Annotated in this window: 14 protein-coding genes and 2 pseudogenes; 7 read left to right on the top strand and 9 right to left on the bottom strand. The window is 63.9% G+C overall.

Annotation, left to right across the window (positions count from 1 at the left end):
* Positions 1 to 138: 138 nt before the first annotated feature.
* Positions 139 to 1,095, bottom strand: a complete 957-nt coding sequence (locus ACVOLQ_RS20585; RefSeq protein ID WP_481529141.1) for a chemotaxis protein — start codon at positions 1,093 to 1,095, stop codon at positions 139 to 141.
* Between the two features lie 114 nt (positions 1,096 to 1,209).
* Between ACVOLQ_RS20585 and flgA the strand changes: the two genes are divergently transcribed.
* The 4 genes from flgA (at position 1,210) to ACVOLQ_RS20565 (ending at position 3,860) form a co-directional block, all read left to right on the top strand.
* A complete protein-coding gene (flgA, locus tag ACVOLQ_RS20580) occupies positions 1,210 to 1,854 on the top strand; it encodes a flagellar basal body P-ring formation chaperone FlgA (protein ID WP_313172075.1) in 645 nt (214 codons plus the stop codon).
* A 62-nt stretch (positions 1,855 to 1,916) separates the two neighbouring features.
* Positions 1,917 to 2,219: a flagellar biosynthesis anti-sigma factor FlgM gene (flgM, locus tag ACVOLQ_RS20575; protein ID WP_313172073.1), complete on the top strand. Its 303-nt coding sequence runs from the start codon at positions 1,917 to 1,919 to the stop codon at positions 2,217 to 2,219.
* Positions 2,216 to 2,554 (top strand): flagellar protein FlgN, encoded by a 339-nt coding sequence (locus ACVOLQ_RS20570; RefSeq protein WP_313172071.1) that lies wholly within the window; start codon positions 2,216 to 2,218, stop codon positions 2,552 to 2,554. Before flgM ends, ACVOLQ_RS20570 begins: the two co-directional genes overlap by 4 nt.
* A gap of 85 nt (positions 2,555 to 2,639) precedes the next feature.
* Positions 2,640 to 3,860: an ATP-binding protein gene (locus ACVOLQ_RS20565; protein ID WP_481529140.1), complete on the top strand. Its 1,221-nt coding sequence runs from the start codon at positions 2,640 to 2,642 to the stop codon at positions 3,858 to 3,860.
* A gap of 199 nt (positions 3,861 to 4,059) precedes the next feature.
* Here ACVOLQ_RS20565 and ACVOLQ_RS20560 read toward each other — a convergent pair whose 3' ends face one another.
* Together ACVOLQ_RS20560 and ACVOLQ_RS20555 are read right to left on the bottom strand one after the other, a co-directional pair.
* The gene (locus ACVOLQ_RS20560; protein WP_313172069.1) at positions 4,060 to 5,790 is read right to left on the bottom strand and encodes an EAL domain-containing protein; all 1,731 of its coding nucleotides are present in this window, start codon (positions 5,788 to 5,790) and stop codon (positions 4,060 to 4,062) included.
* 20 nt (positions 5,791 to 5,810) lie between these two features.
* Positions 5,811 to 6,866, bottom strand: a pseudogene (locus ACVOLQ_RS20555) (sensor histidine kinase); the annotation flags it as partial.
* Between the two features lie 326 nt (positions 6,867 to 7,192).
* On the opposite strand from ACVOLQ_RS20555, the pseudogene ACVOLQ_RS20550 reads away from it, so the two are divergent.
* Positions 7,193 to 9,967, top strand: a pseudogene (locus tag ACVOLQ_RS20550) (bifunctional diguanylate cyclase/phosphodiesterase).
* A gap of 383 nt (positions 9,968 to 10,350) precedes the next feature.
* On the opposite strand, the gene ACVOLQ_RS20545 reads toward ACVOLQ_RS20550, so the two are convergent.
* The 6 genes from ACVOLQ_RS20545 to ACVOLQ_RS20520 form a co-directional block, all read right to left on the bottom strand.
* On the bottom strand, positions 10,351 to 10,602 hold the full coding sequence (locus ACVOLQ_RS20545) for a hypothetical protein (protein WP_481529139.1): 252 nt from the start codon (positions 10,600 to 10,602) through the stop codon (positions 10,351 to 10,353).
* A gap of 77 nt (positions 10,603 to 10,679) precedes the next feature.
* On the bottom strand, positions 10,680 to 11,870 hold the full coding sequence (locus ACVOLQ_RS20540) for a methyl-accepting chemotaxis protein (protein ID WP_313172065.1): 1,191 nt from the start codon (positions 11,868 to 11,870) through the stop codon (positions 10,680 to 10,682).
* Positions 11,871 to 11,996: 126 nt separating this feature from the next.
* Positions 11,997 to 12,611 (bottom strand): high frequency lysogenization protein HflD, encoded by a 615-nt coding sequence (gene hflD, locus ACVOLQ_RS20535; RefSeq protein ID WP_481529138.1) that lies wholly within the window; start codon positions 12,609 to 12,611, stop codon positions 11,997 to 11,999.
* Positions 12,612 to 12,620: 9 nt separating this feature from the next.
* Positions 12,621 to 13,742, bottom strand: a complete 1,122-nt coding sequence (mnmA, locus tag ACVOLQ_RS20530; protein ID WP_481529137.1) for a tRNA 2-thiouridine(34) synthase MnmA — start codon at positions 13,740 to 13,742, stop codon at positions 12,621 to 12,623.
* Positions 13,739 to 14,203 (bottom strand): NUDIX hydrolase, encoded by a 465-nt coding sequence (locus ACVOLQ_RS20525; protein WP_313172059.1) that lies wholly within the window; start codon positions 14,201 to 14,203, stop codon positions 13,739 to 13,741. Before ACVOLQ_RS20525 ends, mnmA begins: the two co-directional genes overlap by 4 nt.
* A 2-nt stretch (positions 14,204 to 14,205) precedes the next feature.
* Positions 14,206 to 14,682, bottom strand: a complete 477-nt coding sequence (locus ACVOLQ_RS20520; RefSeq protein ID WP_481529136.1) for a hypothetical protein — start codon at positions 14,680 to 14,682, stop codon at positions 14,206 to 14,208.
* A 104-nt stretch (positions 14,683 to 14,786) separates the two neighbouring features.
* Between ACVOLQ_RS20520 and clpS the strand changes: the two genes are divergently transcribed.
* Both clpS and clpA read left to right on the top strand, forming a co-directional pair.
* Complete coding sequence (gene clpS, locus ACVOLQ_RS20515) at positions 14,787 to 15,107, top strand: ATP-dependent Clp protease adapter ClpS (RefSeq protein WP_313172055.1); 321 nt, start codon at positions 14,787 to 14,789, stop codon at positions 15,105 to 15,107.
* A gap of 319 nt (positions 15,108 to 15,426) precedes the next feature.
* Positions 15,427 to 17,706 (top strand): ATP-dependent Clp protease ATP-binding subunit ClpA, encoded by a 2,280-nt coding sequence (gene clpA, locus ACVOLQ_RS20510; protein WP_313172053.1) that lies wholly within the window; start codon positions 15,427 to 15,429, stop codon positions 17,704 to 17,706.
* The last annotated feature ends 145 nt before the right edge of the window (positions 17,707 to 17,851 follow it).

The following is a 17,851-nucleotide window of genomic DNA, read 5'->3' as shown; positions in this document are numbered from 1 at the left end:
CCCCCCCCCCCCCCCCCCCCCGGGCTGGTCGCGGGCGCGCGGGGGGGGGGGGGCGGGGCCCGCCCCCCGCGCGCGCGGCGGGCGGGCCCCCGCCCCCCCCCCCCCCCCCCCCCCCCCCCCCACTACCGTGGAGCCGGCTCAGCTGTACGCGTATTGGGTCTGAGCCACATGGCGCAGGCGCTGCAGGACGAAATCCGCCAATTCATGCGGGCTGTACTTGGCCACGAAGGCATTGGCGCCCACGCGTTCCACCATGGCGTTGTTGAACACGCCCGACAAGGAGGTATGCAGCAGCACATACAGGCCCGCCAACCCTGCATGGCGGCGGATTTCCGTCGTCAAGGTGTAGCCATCCATCGCCGGCATCTCGATGTCGGAAATGACCATGGCATAGCGCTCAGCCGGGTTCTCACCCGAGGCATGGATCTGCAGCAGGTGTTCCAATGCCTGCTTGCCGTCGGAGAGCAGGGTGGCGCTGACGCCCAACTGGTCCAGTACGCTGCGGATCTGCTGCCGTGCCACCCGCGAATCATCGACCACCAGGACCTGCATCGCCGGGGCATCGGCAGGCAGCGCCATCGACGGATCCAGCACCGCCTCGCTGCGTACCTGGGCAATATCGGCCAGTACGCTTTCCACGTCGATGACCTGGATCAGCTCACCCTGGAAGCGCGTAACGGCGGTCAAATACGTCGATTCGGCGCCCAACTCCGGCGGTGGGTGGATATCTTCCACCGCAATGTTGACGATGCGCTCAACCCCGCTGACCAGAAATCCCTGCACCGAACGGTTGAACTCGGTTACCACCAGATAGCCTGGCGAGGTGTCTGCCTCAGGCTCGCGTTCGGGGTGGCCAATGGCCAGGCCAAGGTCCAGCACCGGCACCGAGCGGCCACGGACGTCGGCGACACCGGCAAACTGGGTTGGCAAGCCTGGCACCTGGAACAATGCCGGGCGCCGCAGCACCTCCTGCACCTTGAAGACATTCACGCCAAAAAGCTGACGGCCGCCGAGGCGGAACAGCAGCAGTGCGAGGCGGTTGTGGCCGGCCAGCCGGGTGCGCTGGTCAATTCGGTTGAGCAGGTCTTGTGACATGTGTGCTGTATCGGCGGCAAGGTATGACAACTTGAGCGCCGGTCTTGACGGGAGTTGGCACGGCACTTGCACCGAAGCCTGTCGAATCAATCCTGGACCGGGCGGCCGCTGCCGATGCGCTTACTCCTTTATATCTGCCTGTTGTTGCCGTCACTGGCCGGAGCCACCACTTTCCAGTCGGTGGAGTCCATCCGTGCAGCTGCCCTGGCTACCTTGGGGGAAGGGGAGAGTGGCGAGGCCAATCTCGACGCGAACCTGCGCCTGCCCGCCTGCACGCAGGCGCTGCAGGCCAGGGTCACCGCCAACACCACGGTGGAAGTGGCCTGTCCGCAAGCCGGTGGCTGGCGCCTGTTCGTACCGGTGAAGGTGCGGCGTGAACAGCAGGTGCTGGTGCTGGCCCGTGGCGTGGCCGCTGGAGAAACGCTGGCGGCTGCCGATATAAGTACGGTCAAACGCGATACGGCGCGCTTGGCCGGTGCGGTACTGTTGAAGCCGGAGGCAGCAGTGGGCAGGGTGGCCCGACGCGCATTGAGCGCGGGCAGCCTGCTGTCGGCGACTGATCTGGTGGCACCGCGCACGGTGCGTCGTGGCGACAATGTCGCCCTGGTGTCCCGTCGCGGCGGGGTCGAGGTGCGGATGGCCGGCAAGGCGCTGGGGGACGCCGGTGAAGGCGAGCGGGTCTCCGTCGAGAACCTGTCTTCACGCCGGGTAATGCAAGGTGTCGCCACCCCCGGCGGCGATGTGCTGGTAAGCCGATAAATTGCTAAAGAACTGCCCGAAGCGGCCGTTATCGTTTTTGAACCGAATCAGGACTCCATCACATGAGCCAGAAAATCGACGGTGGTATTGCAGCCGCAGCGCAACTGCGCAGTGTGGCCGTCAACACCAAAGTGGCCGCAGCAGGCGATGCCAAGCCCAAGCCGGTTGAGGCAGCCGACAGCGTGCGCCTGACCGGAGAGGCCACCCAGCTGCAGGCGGTACAGCGCGAGCTGAGCGCCGCTCCGGCCATTGACCAGGCACGCGTACAAGCCGTGCGCGAGGCGCTGGAGAACGGCAGTTACAAGATCAACCCCGACGCCATCGCGACGCGCATGCTGGGCCTGGACCGGCAGTTGCAGGGATGAACCTCACCATGGGCGACCCGTTGCAGCGTTTGAGCGAAGCGCTGGACCGCGAACAGCGCGCCTTGGCCGAGCACGATGTGGCGGCCCTGGTTGCCGCCACCGGCAGGAAGCTGGACGCCCTGCGCGAACTGGAGCGGCAGCCGCCGCTGCATGAGGCCGAAAAGCTCAAGGAGCTGGCCGAACGCAACCACGCCAACGGGGTATTGCTGGCGCGACGCCGGCGCGAGGTCAACTGGGCCCTGCGACAACTGGGCCGCAGCGAGAGCGCGCCCGCTTACGACGCCAAGGGGCAGGCGCAGACCGTACACGCACGGCGGCCACTCGCCGTCGCCTGACCCAGCAGGTATCGCGCCTTGGGGGCGCGATGGGATACCCACATCCGGCTATAGTGGCGGTCTGTCCTCGTTTGCACCGACCGCCGTGACCCAGACCGATAGCAGCCTCCTCACGCCACCGCCCTCGGCGTCCACCTTGCGAGCCCTGGGCGAACGCGTCCAGCACGGGATGCTGGTGTTCAGCGGCAAGTTTGAAGTCAGCATCGCCAACGGCCTGGTACGTGAATTGTTTGGCGTGGATGGAGCAGGCAGTGCCGACCTTGGCCGCCAGCTCGAGGCCTTGTTGCCGCCGTTCGCGCTGTCGCAGGCCCGCGATTCGGGTAGCTGGATCGGCAGCCTGCCGATCGGCGAGCGCGTCATCACCCTGCATCTGCATCATCACAGCGATGCCGCTGGCGAAGCCTTCCTGGCGTTGTTCCAGCATATCGACGGCCCGGAAGACTACGAGCGCGAATTGCAGCAGCGCCACGCCGAGCTGCGCCAGGCCTATCTGCGGCTGAATGGTACCCAGGAAAAACTGCTGCAGTCGGAAAAGATGGCCTCCATCGGCCAGCTCGCTGCCGGCGTCGCGCACGAGATCAACAACCCGATCGGCTACGTCCACTCCAACCTGGGCAGCCTGCAGGAGTACCTGCGCAGCCTGTTCACCGTGATCGAGGCTTACGAGCGTGCCTTGCGCGCGCCCGACCCGAAGGCATTGATCCCTGAGATCGACGACATCCGTGATCGTCTGGATATCGATTTCATCAGCCGCGACCTGCCGCAGCTGATGGCGGAATCACGCGAGGGTATCGAGCGGGTAACCCGCATCGTGCGCGACCTCAAGGACTTCTCGTACTCCGGCCGCGATGAATCATGGAAGCTGGTCGATCTGCACGCCGGCCTCGAATCGACCATCAACATCATCTGGAACGAGCTCAAGTACAAGGTCACGCTGGAACGCCGTTATGGCGAACTGCCGATGATCGAATGCCTGCCCTCCGAGCTCAACCAGGTCTATATGAACCTGCTGCTCAACGCCGGCCATGCCATCGCCGAACGCGGCAACATCGTGGTCAGCACCGGCGTCAGTGGCGACGAGGTCTGGGTCGAGTTCAAGGACAACGGTGCAGGCATCTCGCCGGAACTGCGCCAGCGCATCTTCGATCCGTTCTTTACCACCAAGCCGGTGGGCAGCGGCACCGGGCTGGGCCTGTCGATCTCCTACGGCATCATCAACAAGCATCACGGTCGCATCGACCTGGACAGCACCGTAGGCGAGGGTTCCTGCTTCCGCATCGTGCTGCCGATCCGCCAGCCGAAATAGGCGGATGGGTGCTGCCGAATTGTTGGATTGCAGGATTGTGGGAGCAGCGTAAGCCGCGAAGCTGATGCCGTGTCAGTCCTCGCCTATCTGCGAACGCAGAAGTGCATCGTGCAGTTGCAACCAGTGCATCGGGGTTTGGCCATCAGCGGCCTCGCGGCTTACGCCGCTCCCACAACAGCTGCAACGATCTGGCCCAACCCTACGAAGCGCCCACACCCTGTTTCTCATCATGGGTGCGGAAGGCCTGACGGATGTGTTCACGCAGGTCGTCGTCGTTCCAGGGTTTGGTCAGGAAGCGATAGATCGCGCCACGGTTGATCGCGTCGGTAACCGTGTTCAGGTCGGTATAGCCGGACAGCACCAAGCGGATCGTATCCGGGTACAACATCTTCACCCGGCCCAGGAATTCAGTGCCGCTCATGTCGCTCATGCGCTGGTCGGACAGGATCACCTGCACGTCATTGATCGCCAGCAGATCGAAGGCATCACGCACATTGCCGGCGGCCAGGATCCGATAGCCGTCGCGGCGGAACAGGCGCACCAGTGAGCGCAGCACGTTCTCCTCGTCGTCGAGCAGCAACAAGGTGCGATCCGGGCGGGTTTCGGCAAACGCCTCCGGGCGCAGGTAGCGCCGGCGCAAGGTCATGCCGGCAGCATCGGCCGACATCGGCTCGCCGAACAGATACCCCTGGAAGACATCGCAGTCATTGCGCCGCAGGAAGCCCAGCTGTGCCTGCGATTCCACGCCATTGGCGATCACCGTCATGCCCAGCTGATGGCCCATGGCGATGATGGCGCGGCTGATGGCCGCCTCGCGGTTGGCGGCCGGCGCGCTCTTGATGAAGCTGCGGTCGATCTTGAGCTTGTCCACCGGGTAGCGAACCAATGCGCTGAGGCTGGAGTCACCGGTGCCGAAGTTGTCCAGGCACAGGCTGATGCCTTCGTTACGCAGGTTGGCCAACGTCTCATGGACGAAGTTGACGTTGTTGGTCAGGGCGCTTTCGTTGATTTCCAGCGTCAACATCCGCGCGGGGACGCCAATTGACTGCAGCATGGCCATCACTTCGGTGAAGAAGTTCGGGCGCAACAGCTGCAGGGTCGATACATTGACCGCGACGTTGAAGTCCTCGAATCCCTGGTCGCGCCACACCTTGGCCTGGCGCAAGGTCATTTCCAGCACCCAGGCGCCAATCTGCACGATGATGCCCAGGCGCTCGGCGGTGCGCATGAAGCGTTCCGGCACCAGCATGCCCAGGGTGGGCGATTGCCAGCGCAACAGCGCCTCCATGCCCATCACGTGGCCATCGCGGGCGCTGACCAGCGGCTGGTAGCGCAGGCGCAGCTCGCCGTTGTCGATGGCATCCACCAACTGGCGCGAGATGATGCTTTCGCTGTGGGCGCTGCTGGGCTTGTGCAGCACATGCACATGCACCGAGTTTCCCCCTTCGCGGCCGGCCTGGTGCAGTGCGTCCTCGGCAAGATCCAGCACACCGGTGGCCGTGTTGGCGTGTTCCGGGCAAAGGCTGACGCCGATCTTGGCAGTCAGGAACAGGGTGTAGGGCAGTACCGAGAGCGGAAGCTCGATCTGCTGGCGGATCTGTTCTGCCAGGTCTTCGGGCGAAGGCGTCTGGGTGCTGCGGGGCACCGCGATCAGGAACTCGTCGCTGCCGTGCCGCCATAGCCTGCCGCGATCGCCGAGGAAGCCCCGCAGGCGTTCGGCAATCAGTACCAATGCCTGGTCACCGACCTCGGCGCTCATATTCTCGTTGACCGAGGCAAAGTGGTCGATATCCAGATGCAACAGCATCAGCGAGGTGCCGGTGCGATTGGCGGCATCCACCAGGGTGGCCAGTTCCGGGTTGCCGGCACCCAGCCGGGCTGGGCGCGCGTCGCCGCGATCACCAAGCGAAGAGGGAGTGGCGTTCCACATCGGGCGGGGTCCTTGCGGGGTCACTGTGCGGCCATTGCGTAGGGTAGGCGCAGGTCAATACGGGTGCCTGCTCCCGGCGCGGTCTCGATGTGCAGGCTGCCGCCGGCACTCTGTGCACGTTCGCGCATCACGATCATGCCCAGTCCACGCGGGCCGGCGGGATCAAAGCCCTCGCCATCGTCCACCACCTGCAGGTGAAGGTCGCCGTTGCTGCCGTCGCGCAGCGACAGTGACACCTGGCTGGCACTGGCGTGGCGCAGCGCGTTGGTCAGGCTTTCCTGGGCAATCCGGAAGCAGGCCTGTTCCACTTCGTTGCTGGGCCGGCGGGGGAGGGCGTCCACATCCAGCAACAGCTCGACCTCGGTGGAGCGGAACAGCAGGCCGGCCTGCCAGCGCAAGGCAGCCTCCAGGCCCAGCGCGTCCAGTTGCGGGGGGCGCAGCAGCATCGAGAGGTTGCGCAGCTTGATCACCGTACTGTCCGCCAGTTCGATGATCTGGTCGATATCGTCCTGCCGCCGTGGCTTGCTGTCTTCGTCGCGTGCGGCACAGGCCGCCAGTTTCATCGCGGTGATGGCCTGGCCGATATCATCGTGCAGATCACGCGAGATCGAGCGCCGCTCATCTTCCTGCAAGGAGAACAGGCGGCCTGCCATGGCCTGCAACTCGCTGTTGCTGGCCGCCAGCGCAGCCCGGCCATGCTCCAGCTCGCTCAGGTCGCGGATGACGAAAAGTTGACATGTCTTGCCGGCGTGCAACAGCTGCTGGGTGATCACCATGGCATGGAAGGGCTCGCCCCCCGATCGACGCAGTTGGACCGGCAACTCGCCATTGTGCGTAGGCGTTGCGTGCGTACGCAAGCTGATCAGCAGTTGTGCCGCCGTATCGCTGCGGCCGTCAGCGATGCCCAGGATGCTGCTTGCTGCGGCATTGGCATATAGAACGGTGTTGCCTTCGGCAATCATCACCCCATCCGGGAGTAGTTCCGCCAGTTGCTGCAAACCATCAGGCCGCCGCTGCCGGGCCTCTGTCAATGATCGCGTCGCGCGAAGGCGCCAGCACAGCAGAGCAAGCGTCCCGCAAAGCGCGATAGCGATGGCCATCACACTTTTCCCCTGCCAGCTGGAAAAATCAACCGCGATCACAAGCAAGGTCAGCAGGGCTATCGTCAGCAAACCCGCCAGTGCCTGCAACCAGAACGTGCCTGCGCGCCGCCGCAGGGGTACGCCGGACACGGAGGGAACGGAAGTTGCCGGATCGGCTCGCATACTGGGAGGAGGTTTCGGACAAGCGTCGCCCAAGTTTAACGGCTTGTGCACATGGCGGGCGACGAAGTGCTCAATTCTGCCGAGTTGGTGCCGTTATCGAATGGGTACCCGGTTTGTCGGGCTTGGAGATAGAACGCGTGGATCGCGGCGTCATAGCTAGCCTGCTTCGTCATCCGTTGAATGCGGCCGTCGTGCTGTTGGACACGGACGGACAACCTTTGGCCGCCAATGGCATGGCCAGGGAGCTGGGCCTGCCCGAACGTCTGTCACGTTACTGCCCGCAGTTGGCGGGCATCCGCCAGCGACTGGCCGAACAGGACGCGGTCGCCTGCCCGCTGCCCGGGGACGGCCATCGACTCGAGGGCTGGCTCAGCGCGGTGCAATCGCCGTCGGCGGCTCCTCTGGGCTATCTGTATTCGGTGGCCAGTGACACCGAGGCCCGCAACGCACGTTGGGCAATGGCGATGGAATCTGCAGGTCACAGTTTGTGGGACTGAGACATCGTCAGCGATGCCGTCATCCGTACCAGTGCCACCCCGGCTGGCAACGTCGATCCGCCCGACATTGGGCTATTGGATGAAGTACATCCCGAAGATCAGCTGCAGCTGCGCCAGGCGATTGCAGCACATCTGCACGATCCACAGACCCCGTTTGCGTGTCAGTTCCGCCTGCGCCAGACCGATGGCAGTTGGCATTGGGTACTGGATCGGGGGCAGGTGATTGCACGCGCGGCCGACGGCCAACCGTTGCGGATGGTCGGCACCTATACCGACATCCAGCAGCAGAAATCGCTGGAGGACGAGCTGCGCTCGCAGCAGGCCCTGCTGCGACGGGCACAACGCGTCGCTGGCATGGGCAGTTGGGTGTGGGAGCCGCAGCGTAATCGCGTGCAGTGGTCCGAGGAGTTCGCCGCCGCCATCGGCTGGAGCAACACCACGTTACCGAGCGGGCGGCAATGGTTGCGCAACCTGTCCAGCGATGCCCGCACGCATCTGTTCTGCAGTTGGCGGCGCCTGCTGGATGAGGCCAAGGGCGGCAGCTTTGACATCACCTGGGGCCGTGACCCGGTCACCCAGCAACAGCTGCGCATCTGGGTGGAGCTGGATTACGACGCTACCGGCGCCCTGCACAGGGTGCTGGGTCAGGTGCAGAACATCAGCAATCAGCGTCGTACAGACGCGCTGATCCGCTGGCGCACCGAGTTGTTGAACCGGGTGTCGGCGCTGGGCCGCATCGGCGGCTGCGAGATCGAGGTCAGCACCCGTGCCATGCAATGGACCGAGGAGTGTTACCGCATCCATGGCCTGCGCAAGGAGCCGGTAACCCTGGATCAGGCGCTGGATCTGTACATTCCAGATTCGCGTGACAGCTTTGAAGCCGCGTTGTCGCGCATCGCCGAGGGCGGGCTTCCGGAACAGCTGGACCTGTGCTTTTACCGCCCCTCCGGGCAACGGGTGTGGGTGCAGGTGCTGATCGAATTGGATCAGCGCGACGGCCTGCCGGAACGCTACGTGGTGTTGTTCCGCGACATCACCCGCGAACGCGAGGCCGATGAACGCCTGGAACTGCTTGCACACTACGACCTGCTGACCGGCCTGCCCAATCGCATGTTGCTGCGTGAGCAAGGCTCCGAGGCGATCATCGAGGCGCGTGAGCGCGGTGCAGTCCTGGCAATGCTGTTCATCGACCTGGACGGCTTCAAGAGCATCAACGATACCTTCGGTCACGCTACCGGCGATATGTTGCTGAAAGCCGCTGCGGCACGCCTGCACCAGAATCTGCGCACCGCCGACCTGTTCGCCCGTTTCAATGGCGACGAGTTCATCGTGATCCTGCGCAACCTGGTGGAACCGGACGATGCAGGGCATGTGGCACGCAAGTTGATTGCCTCGCTGGCCGAGCCGCTATACCGCGAGGACGTCACCTTGAAGGTCGGCGCCAGCGTGGGTATCGCCCTGCTCGATGAGGGTCGCAACGACTTCGACAGCCTGCTGCGTGCTGCCGATGCCGCCATGCATGCCGCCAAGGAGGCCGGGCGCAACACCTACCAGTACTACAGCCAGGACGCACTGGCCCGTACCCAGCGTCGGGTTGAAATTGAACATGCCCTGCATGGTGCGGTCGAGCGCGACGAGTTCAGCCTAGTCTATCAGCCACTGGTGCATGCCAATGGCGATGCCACGCCTTCGATCGAGGCCTTGTTGCGCTGGAACAGTGGCAAGATCGGTTCCTGCAGCCCGGCCGAGTTCATTCCAATTGCCGAGAAATGTGGCGAAATCATCCATATCGGCGACTGGGTGCTGCAGGAAGTCTGCCGGCAGGCTGCGGTATGGCAGCAGGCAGGGCTGAAGTTCGAGCGTATCGCGGTCAATGTCTCGGCATTGCAGCTGCGGGACCGTGGTTTCGCCGAACGTGTTGTCAGTATCTGCCAGCAATCAGGCTGGCCAGCGCAGCGCCTCGAACTGGAGCTGACCGAGTCGGCGCTGATCCGCGACACCGACGCACTGCGGCAGTGCTTCGATGTTTTCGAGCAACATGGCATCCCGCTCGCGGTGGATGACTTCGGCACGGGCTTCTCCAACCTGCATTACCTCAATCGTTTTCCTGTGCAGCGGCTGAAGATCGACCGCAGCTTCGTGCAAGGCATGCTGCACGACGCCGGCACCGCCGAGGTTACCCAGGCCATCGTGCATCTGGGCCATGCCTTGGGCATGCGTGTGGTTGCTGAAGGTGTCGAGACCCCGGCAGAGGCGGCCATGCTGATCCAGCAGGGCTGTGATGAGCTGCAAGGCTATCTGTTCTCGCGGCCGTTGCGGCCGCGTGAAATGGTGCAATGGCTGCGCAGCGGCCCCACCGAACTGCTTGAACTGCCGAACATCACCGCGATGACGACGATCAGCGCAACCCACTGACCGACAGCAAGAACGAATACAAGCCCGGCTGCCTGATCCGCAGCCGGGCTTTTTTCGTCCTGGGGGCGCGGCGCAAGCCGCGACGCTGGTGTTCTCACAGACCTTGTTCTGGTGATGTCCGTGCGTCGCTGTTTTCGCTGCTCCTGCAAAACAGCTGCGCTGTGCGAGGACATGTGACCCAATAGCGGCTGCACAACATCAACTCTCGGCTGCTTCTGCCCTCACCGAGCCAGGTTGCTCATTGGATGTGGGAGCGGCGTAAGCCGCGAAACTGGTGTTGCTGGGAGGCCTTGATCTGATGATGTGCGTGCTTCGCGGCTTAGGCCGCTCCCACAAGAAAGGCATTGTGCTTGCACGCATGTTGACCGGCTGGGGGGGGTGTTTCAGGGGACAGACAGGTCCCAATCGATGCTGGATGTCAGCCAGTCGGCTTTTTCTGCACCCGCAGGATTTCCCTCGCCATCGCGGCGTGCACGCAAGGCCACTATTTCCTGCTGCGCGCTGTCCTCGAGCTGAGCGAGTTGCGCGCGGCGGTTCAGCGCCGGGCCGCTGACCGGGGCGACTGGCGGCATGGTGGCGGCCAGCTGCGATGCTGGCTCCGGATTCGTGTCGGCAGGGGGGCGCTGGTTGAGCATCTATCAATGTGGACGAGGCAACAGCAAAGCCCCGGTCGAAGACCGGGGCTTGCATGCAAAACGGGAGCAGGCTGGAATCAGAACAATTCCACCGTGCCTGCGCCCATGCTCTGCTGGGAAACCGGCTTGTGCGGCGGACGCTCCCATTCCACGCGCATTTCGCGCAGACGGCTGCCGGTACGCTGCAGCGCACTGACCATCTCGCCGTCGAACACGCCGCCATTGCGGTGCAACAGTTCCTGCAGGGCGACCGCTTCACGGTTGATCGCGCCCAGGCGGTCCAGGTGGGTATGCACGCCGCCCAGCGCCTGGGTGGCGATGTCCTCGAACTGCAGGGCGCGCACGGCTTCGGCGACACTGCCGTCGATGGCGCGGCCGCACTCGGAGATCTCACGCATGCCATCGCCCAGCGAGGCATTGATGGCGGCCACGCTGTCCAGCATCGAGGCGGCTTCCAGGCGCGCCTCACGGGAGCGGTCCATGTCGCGCGACGCCATATGGGTGACGGTTTCACGCACCTTGGCGATCGCGTCCTTGGAACTGTGGGCCAGCTTGCGGATCTGCTCGTTGAAGGTGGTGGAACGTTCGGAGAGGTTGCGCACCTCGTCGGCCACCACCGCAAAGCCACGACCGGCCTCACCGGCACGCGCCGCTTCGATGGCCGCATTCAGGGCCAGCAGGTTGGTCTGGTCGGCAATCGACTTGACGTCTTCGAGCAGGGCAAAGATGCCGTCCAGGTGCTGTGCCATCTGGTCGATGTGCTGCACGGTATTGCTGCTCTGGCCGCTGACCTGCTCAAGTGCTTCCACCAGCTGTTCCATCTGGTGGCTGGCGTTCTGGGCGAAGCGGGCAACATCGACACCGCCGCCACCTTCATCGCCGGCACGGTCAACGATGCGGGCCAGCGCCTGGCTCTGCTGGCGCGACTTGCGGCTCATCGCATCAAAGCTGCCGCCCAGGCCGCCGACCGCCTGCCGGATCAGCTCGCGGGCGCGCTCGATCTCGCTGCGCGAGCCGTCGATCTCGTTGCTGACGAAGTTGCGCAGCTCGTTGAGCAACTGGTCCTGCTCTTTCAGCACCTTGGCATGTTCGGGCGAGCGCTGGGCTTGCGAATGCACGCTCCACCAGGCAAACACCAGCCAGCTCAACACCATGGTGGTCAGGATCGCCCACAGGGCCGCCGAGGGCCAGGACAGGGCAGCAGCAACCACGACCAGAAGGGTGAGGACCAGTGGGGCTGCCAAACGGATTGCAATACGTGAATACATGGACGTTCTCGGGAGAGTCACGAATGCAGTATCGGCAGTGGGCAGGGGGTCTTTAGCCCTGCTGGCGCGAATCCCCGGAGGTTTTGCGACGTAGCCCGCAACCATGGCGGCTGCGGGCGTCGCCATTCAGCGCAGGCGGCGCTCGATGGCTTCGAGCATGGCCTTGCGTGAGAACAGGAAATCCCAGTACGCGCCACCCAGCTGTCGCCATAGCACCGCCGAACGCACCGCTGCCAGCAGCAGGGCACGGATCTCCGACACCACCATCGCCTGGCCCAGGTAGTGCGGGTTGCCCTGCACCATGATCTTGGGCTTGAGTTGGCTGATGGTCTCCGCATACAGCGCGCCCATCGCATTGAGCACGTCCGGGTGGCAGCTGTCGCCGCGCTCACGGGCGATGCTGGCAGCACGCTCGATGCCGGCCTCCACCTTGTCGATCGTGGCGCCTTCGCGCACGAAACGGCGTTCCAGCTGCATCACCGACAGGGCAAGCCGCGGCAGCAGGTCGTCCTTGCCCTGGTTGCGGAAGTAGTCACGCAGCAGGCGCAGGCCGGGCTCGACCTGGGTTGCACTGCCATAGACCGCGGCAGGCGAGCTGGCATCAATACGCATTACGCTGTCCATCGCGGTGCGCACCACGGCGCTCTCCGAATGGCCGGTTTCTGCGATGCGGCGTACCTGCTGCAAGGCCTGGGCGATGCCAGCCAGGGCAAGTACACGGTCATCGATGGAAAAGGTCATGGTCATCTCTCAAGGGGAAACAGGGGCGCCCAGGCGGCGCTCCAAAGGTGCATCGGTCGCAGCGATCACTGCACCACCCAGGCACTCCATGCCGTCGTAGAGCACCAGCGATTGGCCGGGGGTGACGGCGCGTTGCGGGCGCGCGAAATGCACATCCAACGTGCCGTCATCGCGCACCTTTACGGTGCAGGCTTCGTCCGGTTGGCGGTAGCGGGTCTGCGCGGTGCAGGCGAATTCCCGGGCGGGCGGGGTACCGGCGATCCAATGCATGGTCTCACTGCGCAGCCAGTTGGACTGCAACCAGGGGCTGTCATGCCCCTGGTCAACGTACAGGATGTTGCGTGCCACGTCCTTGCCAACCACGAACCACGGCGCGGCTGGGCGCCCACGCACGCCGCCGATGTTCAGGCCCTCGCGCTGGCCCAGGGTGAAATAGAACACGCCGGGATGGCGGGCGATGACCTGCCCATCGGGGTCGTGGATTTCGCCCTCGCGGGCGGGCAGGTACTGGCCCAGGAACTCACGGAAGTCACGCTCACCAATGAAGCAGATGCCAGTGGAATCCTTCTTGGCATGCGTGGGCAGTCCCGCCTCGCGGGCAATATGCCGCAGCTCGCTCTTTTCCATGTGCCCGATCGGGAACAATGTCGCTGCCAGCTGGGTCTGGCCCAGCTGGTGCAGGAAGTAGCTCTGGTCCTTGCCGCGGTCGGCGCCGCGCAGCAGCCGCCAGCGGCCGCCGGAGTGGTCGACCTGGGCATAGTGGCCGGTAGCGATACGCTCGGCGCCCAGCTCACGGGCCGCGTCCAGGAAGTGCTTGAACTTCACTTCGCGGTTGCACAGCACGTCCGGGTTGGGTGTGCGGCCGGCAGCATATTCGGCGAGGAAGTGCTCGAACACCCCTTGCCAGTATTCGCTGGAGAAATCGCGGAAATGGAACGGAATGTCCAGCCTGCCGCAGACCGCGACCGCATCACGGCGATCATCCTCGGCACGGCAATGGCCGCTGCCATCGTCGGCCCAGTTCTGCATGAACAGACCGGCCACATCCAGGCCTTGCTGGACCAGGGTGAGCGCGGCCACCGACGAATCCACGCCGCCGGAAACGCCGACCACGATCTTTGGAGTACTCACGGTGCCACCTGTCGCACGATCGAAAGCGGGTAGCGCTGGCCAGCCAGCCAATCGGAAATCGTATGCCAGACCAGCGGGCTACGCAGCCTTGCCATCTCGGCCTGCAGGGCCACCGGGCTCATCCACAGTGCCTGCACGATGCCGGTGTCCAGCGCCTGCAGCGGGTGGTGCTGCTGTGGCTCGGCGGCAAAGGCAAAGCGCAGGAACGGCGTGCCGTCAGCCGCCGTCCATTGGTAACTGCCAATGAAACCGGTCAGGCGCACGTCCCAGCCGGTCTCCTCGCGGGTTTCGCGTACAGCCGCCTCGAGCAGGCTCTCACCCGGCTCGAGGTGGCCAGCCGGCTGGTTCAATACCCGCCGGCCGTTCTTTTCTTCCTCTACCAGCAGCAGTTGCCCTGCGCGGGAGACCACGGTGGCCACGGTTACATGTGGCGCCCATCGCTGGGACTGCAATGCATTCACGCTCAGTACTCGTCCTTGGACGTCATTTCCAGTTCGATCGCATCGGCGCTCTTGGCGGCAGCGTCGATGGCGTCGGACAACACCTCGGAACTGGCATCGGCATCGATCTTGACCACGAACATGGCAACCTCACCCTGCTTTACCCAGCCGCCCAGCTTGGAGTCGTTGGAATCCTCCAGCAGACGGTTGGCAACCAGCGCCGGGAACTGCGGGCCGGAGGACTTGTAACCCGGCGACCAGATTTCACGGACATGATGGCTGCCATAGGTCTCGACATTGGAACGCACGAACACAAGCTGGGTGCGGTCGTCGTCCATTTCGAAGACCAGCTGGTAGTCACCATCGGCGTCCACCTCGTACTTGTACTTCAAGGTATCGAGCAGGCGGCCGACCGCACGGTCGGGTTCACCGGCGAACGCGCTCCCGGCGGTGACGCCAGCCAGGGCCAGCAAAGCGATGCTGAGTACGGATTTCTTCATGTTTTCCCCAAGGAATGGATGGTTAGCCTGTAAATTGTGCGGGGGCAGGGGGCCCGCCGTCCAATGGTCAAAAGACGGCCACCTGGAACGGCTATAATCGACACATGTCCCAAAAGACCCAACATGACAGCGAACACGGCCTGCTGGTTGCCCCCGGCAAACCCGAGGTTGCGCCCCCGCCGCAGTACCAGGTGATGCTGCTGAACGACGATTACACCCCGATGGATTTCGTGGTGACCGTCCTGCAGAGTTTCTTTTCCATGGACATGGACAAGGCAACCCAGGTGATGCTGCATGTACATACGCGCGGCCGCGGCATCTGCGGGGTGTATACCCGTGAGGTCGCCGAAACCAAGGTGGCCCAGGTCAACGAGTTCTCGCGGATGAACCAGCACCCGTTGTTGTGCACGATGGAGCGGGCCTGAGCCAGCGCCAGGGCGTCTGCGCGCGCCCTGCTGACCATGCGACATGGTTATCAGCGCCAGCGCCGCACGAACGGTGCAGGCAGTGTAAAACCCCGGTAGTGGAAAGCTGCACGGTCTGCGAAAAGCGGAACGGTGCGTTGCGCCCTGATAGCTACGGCTGCAGCGTCGGCACTGTTCTTACGTTGAAACTGAATGCAGGATTCATGGGTAGGGGCGATTTGCCGGGCTTGCTGACACGGCGTCTACATCTTCGTCGCTAGGGTGCTGGAAAAATCGTTGCCAGGCCGCATATTGTCTCCAACCGCAACCGGAGTGCCTTATGTTCAGTAAAGACCTCGAGCAGACCATTGGTCAGTGCTACAAGCGCGCCCGAGAAGCCCGTCATGAGTACATGACGGTTGAACATCTATTGTTGGCGTTGCTGGAGAATGCCTCGGCACAAGCGGTACTGAAGGCGTGTGGCGCGGATCTGGAGCGACTGGGGCGCGAGCTTGAAAAGGCAATCAATGCCTCGGTCTCGCTGCTGGCCGAAGACGATGGTCGTGACACCCAGCCGACCCTGGGCTTCCAGCGCGTGCTGCAGCGGGCGGTGTACCACGTGCAGTCCTCCGGCAAGAAGGAGGTCACCGGTGCCAATGTACTGGTGGCGATCTTCGGCGAAAAGGAGTCGCATGCGGTCTATTACCTCAACCAGCAGGATGTCACCCGCCTGGATGTGGTCAATTACCTGTCGCATGGCGTGGGCAAGGGTGGCGACGATCCGGAGATGTCCTCCCCACTTGAAGGTGAGGGTCGCGTCGAGGGCGGCGACGGCGAAGGCAAGGGCGATTCGCTGACCGAGTTCGCCAGCAACCTCAACGAGCAGGCCAAGGCCGGCAAGATTGATCCGCTGGTGGGGCGTCGCGATGAGATCGAGCGCACCATCCAGGTACTGTGCCGTCGTCGCAAGAACAATCCGCTGTATGTCGGTGAAGCCGGCGTGGGCAAGACCGCCATCGCTGAAGGCCTGGCCAAGCGCATCGTCGATGGCGAAGTGCCGGACGTGCTGGCCGATGCGGTGATCTATTCGCTGGATCTTGGCGCACTGGTGGCCGGCACCAAGTACCGCGGCGATTTCGAGAAGCGCCTCAAGGGCGTGATCACCGCACTGAAGAAGATCCCCAACTCGGTGCTGTTCATTGACGAGATCCACACCATCATCGGTGCTGGCTCGGCATCGGGCGGCACCATGGATGCGTCCAACCTGATCAAGCCCGCACTGGCTTCCGGTGAGCTGCGCTGCATCGGTTCGACCACGTTCCAGGAGTACCGCGGCATCTTCGAGAAGGACCGTGCCCTGGCGCGGCGCTTCCAGAAGATCGACATCGTCGAGCCCACCGTTGGCGAGACCTACGAGATCCTCAAGGGCTTGCGGCCCAAGTACGAGACCCACCACGGCGTGACCTATGCCGATGATGCGCTGCAGGCGGCGGTGGACCTGTCGGTCAAGCACATTGCCGACCGCCTGCTGCCGGACAAGGCCATCGACGTGATCGACGAGGCAGGCGCACGCCAGCGCCTGCTTCCGGAAGGGCAGCGCAAGGAGCGCATCGACGTCGAGGAGATCGAAGCCATCATCGCCAAGATGGCGCGCATCCCGGCCAAGCAGGTCACCGCTACCGACAAGGACGTGCTGCAGCACTTGGAGCGCAACCTGAAGATGGTGATCTTCGGCCAGGACCAGGGCATTGAATCGCTGGCATCCGCGATCAAGCTGTCGCGTTCCGGGCTGGCCAGTCCGGACAAGCCCATCGGCAACTTCCTGTTCGCCGGCCCCACCGGCGTGGGCAAGACCGAAGTAACCCGTCAGCTGGCATTGCAGCTGGGTATCGAGCTGGTGCGCTTTGACATGTCCGAGTACATGGAGCCGCATTCGGTCAGTCGCCTGATCGGTGCGCCTCCGGGCTATGTGGGCTTCGACCAGGGCGGCCTGTTGACCGAGAAGATCGTCAAGACCCCGCACTGCGTGCTGCTGCTGGACGAGGTGGAGAAGGCGCATCCGGACATCTTCAACATCCTGTTGCAGGTCATGGATCGCGGCGTGCTCACCGACACCAATGGCCGTGAAGCCAATTTCAAGAACGTGATCCTGGTGATGACCACCAATGCCGGTGCCACCCAGGCCGCGCGGCGCTCGATCGGCTTCACCAAGCAGAACCACGCCACCGACGCGATGGAGGTGATCCGCAAGAGCTTCACCCCGGAGTTCCGCAACCGCCTGGATGCCGTGGTGCAGTTCCAGCCGCTGGGCTTCGATCACATCCTGCGGGTGGTGGACAAGTTCCTGATCGAGCTGGAGATGCTGCTGCAGGACAAGCACGTTTCGTTGTCGGCCACCCCTGCCGCGCGCGAATGGCTGGCTCACCACGGCTTCGATGCGGACATGGGTGCACGCCCGATGCACCGCGTGATCCAGGACAAGGTGAAGCGCCCGCTGGCCGACGAACTGCTGTTCGGCAAGCTGTTGAATGGCGGCAAGGTCAGCATCGACGTCCGCGACGGCGAACTGATCGTGGAGACCGAAGCCGAGCCGGAGCATCTGTTGCCGGCAACGGTGTAAGCCTGCGCTTGCAGGAGCGGCGTAAGCCGCGAAGCCAGGATGGTTTCGGCACACGCAAACCCCCGCATCCAGCGATGCGGGGGTTTATTTTGTAGTGGCGCGCCCAGAGAAGAAATCGACTTATCACGTGACACCAACTCCCAAG

The organism is Stenotrophomonas sp. STEN031 (genome assembly GCF_056759975.1).
This window is presented reverse-complemented; position numbering and strand designations above follow the sequence as displayed.

What these genes read in the sequence shown, in the direction of transcription:
- ACVOLQ_RS20560 (WP_313172069.1), bottom strand. Translation starts at nt 5,790, where the DNA reads ATGTGGAACGCCACTCCCTCTTCGCTTGGTGATCGCGGCGACGCGCGC.
- ACVOLQ_RS20545 (WP_481529139.1), bottom strand. Translation starts at nt 10,602, where the DNA reads ATGCTCAACCAGCGCCCCCCTGCCGACACGAATCCGGAGCCAGCATCG.
- ACVOLQ_RS20570 (WP_313172071.1), top strand. Translation starts at nt 2,216, where the DNA reads ATGAACCTCACCATGGGCGACCCGTTGCAGCGTTTGAGCGAAGCGCTG.
- flgM (WP_313172073.1), top strand. Translation starts at nt 1,917, where the DNA reads ATGAGCCAGAAAATCGACGGTGGTATTGCAGCCGCAGCGCAACTGCGC.
- ACVOLQ_RS20585 (WP_481529141.1), bottom strand. Translation starts at nt 1,095, where the DNA reads ATGTCACAAGACCTGCTCAACCGAATTGACCAGCGCACCCGGCTGGCC.
- flgA (WP_313172075.1), top strand. Translation starts at nt 1,210, where the DNA reads ATGCGCTTACTCCTTTATATCTGCCTGTTGTTGCCGTCACTGGCCGGA.
- clpS (WP_313172055.1), top strand. Translation starts at nt 14,787, where the DNA reads ATGTCCCAAAAGACCCAACATGACAGCGAACACGGCCTGCTGGTTGCC.
- ACVOLQ_RS20520 (WP_481529136.1), bottom strand. Translation starts at nt 14,682, where the DNA reads ATGAAGAAATCCGTACTCAGCATCGCTTTGCTGGCCCTGGCTGGCGTC.
- clpA (WP_313172053.1), top strand. Translation starts at nt 15,427, where the DNA reads ATGTTCAGTAAAGACCTCGAGCAGACCATTGGTCAGTGCTACAAGCGC.
- hflD (WP_481529138.1), bottom strand. Translation starts at nt 12,611, where the DNA reads ATGACCTTTTCCATCGATGACCGTGTACTTGCCCTGGCTGGCATCGCC.
- ACVOLQ_RS20540 (WP_313172065.1), bottom strand. Translation starts at nt 11,870, where the DNA reads ATGTATTCACGTATTGCAATCCGTTTGGCAGCCCCACTGGTCCTCACC.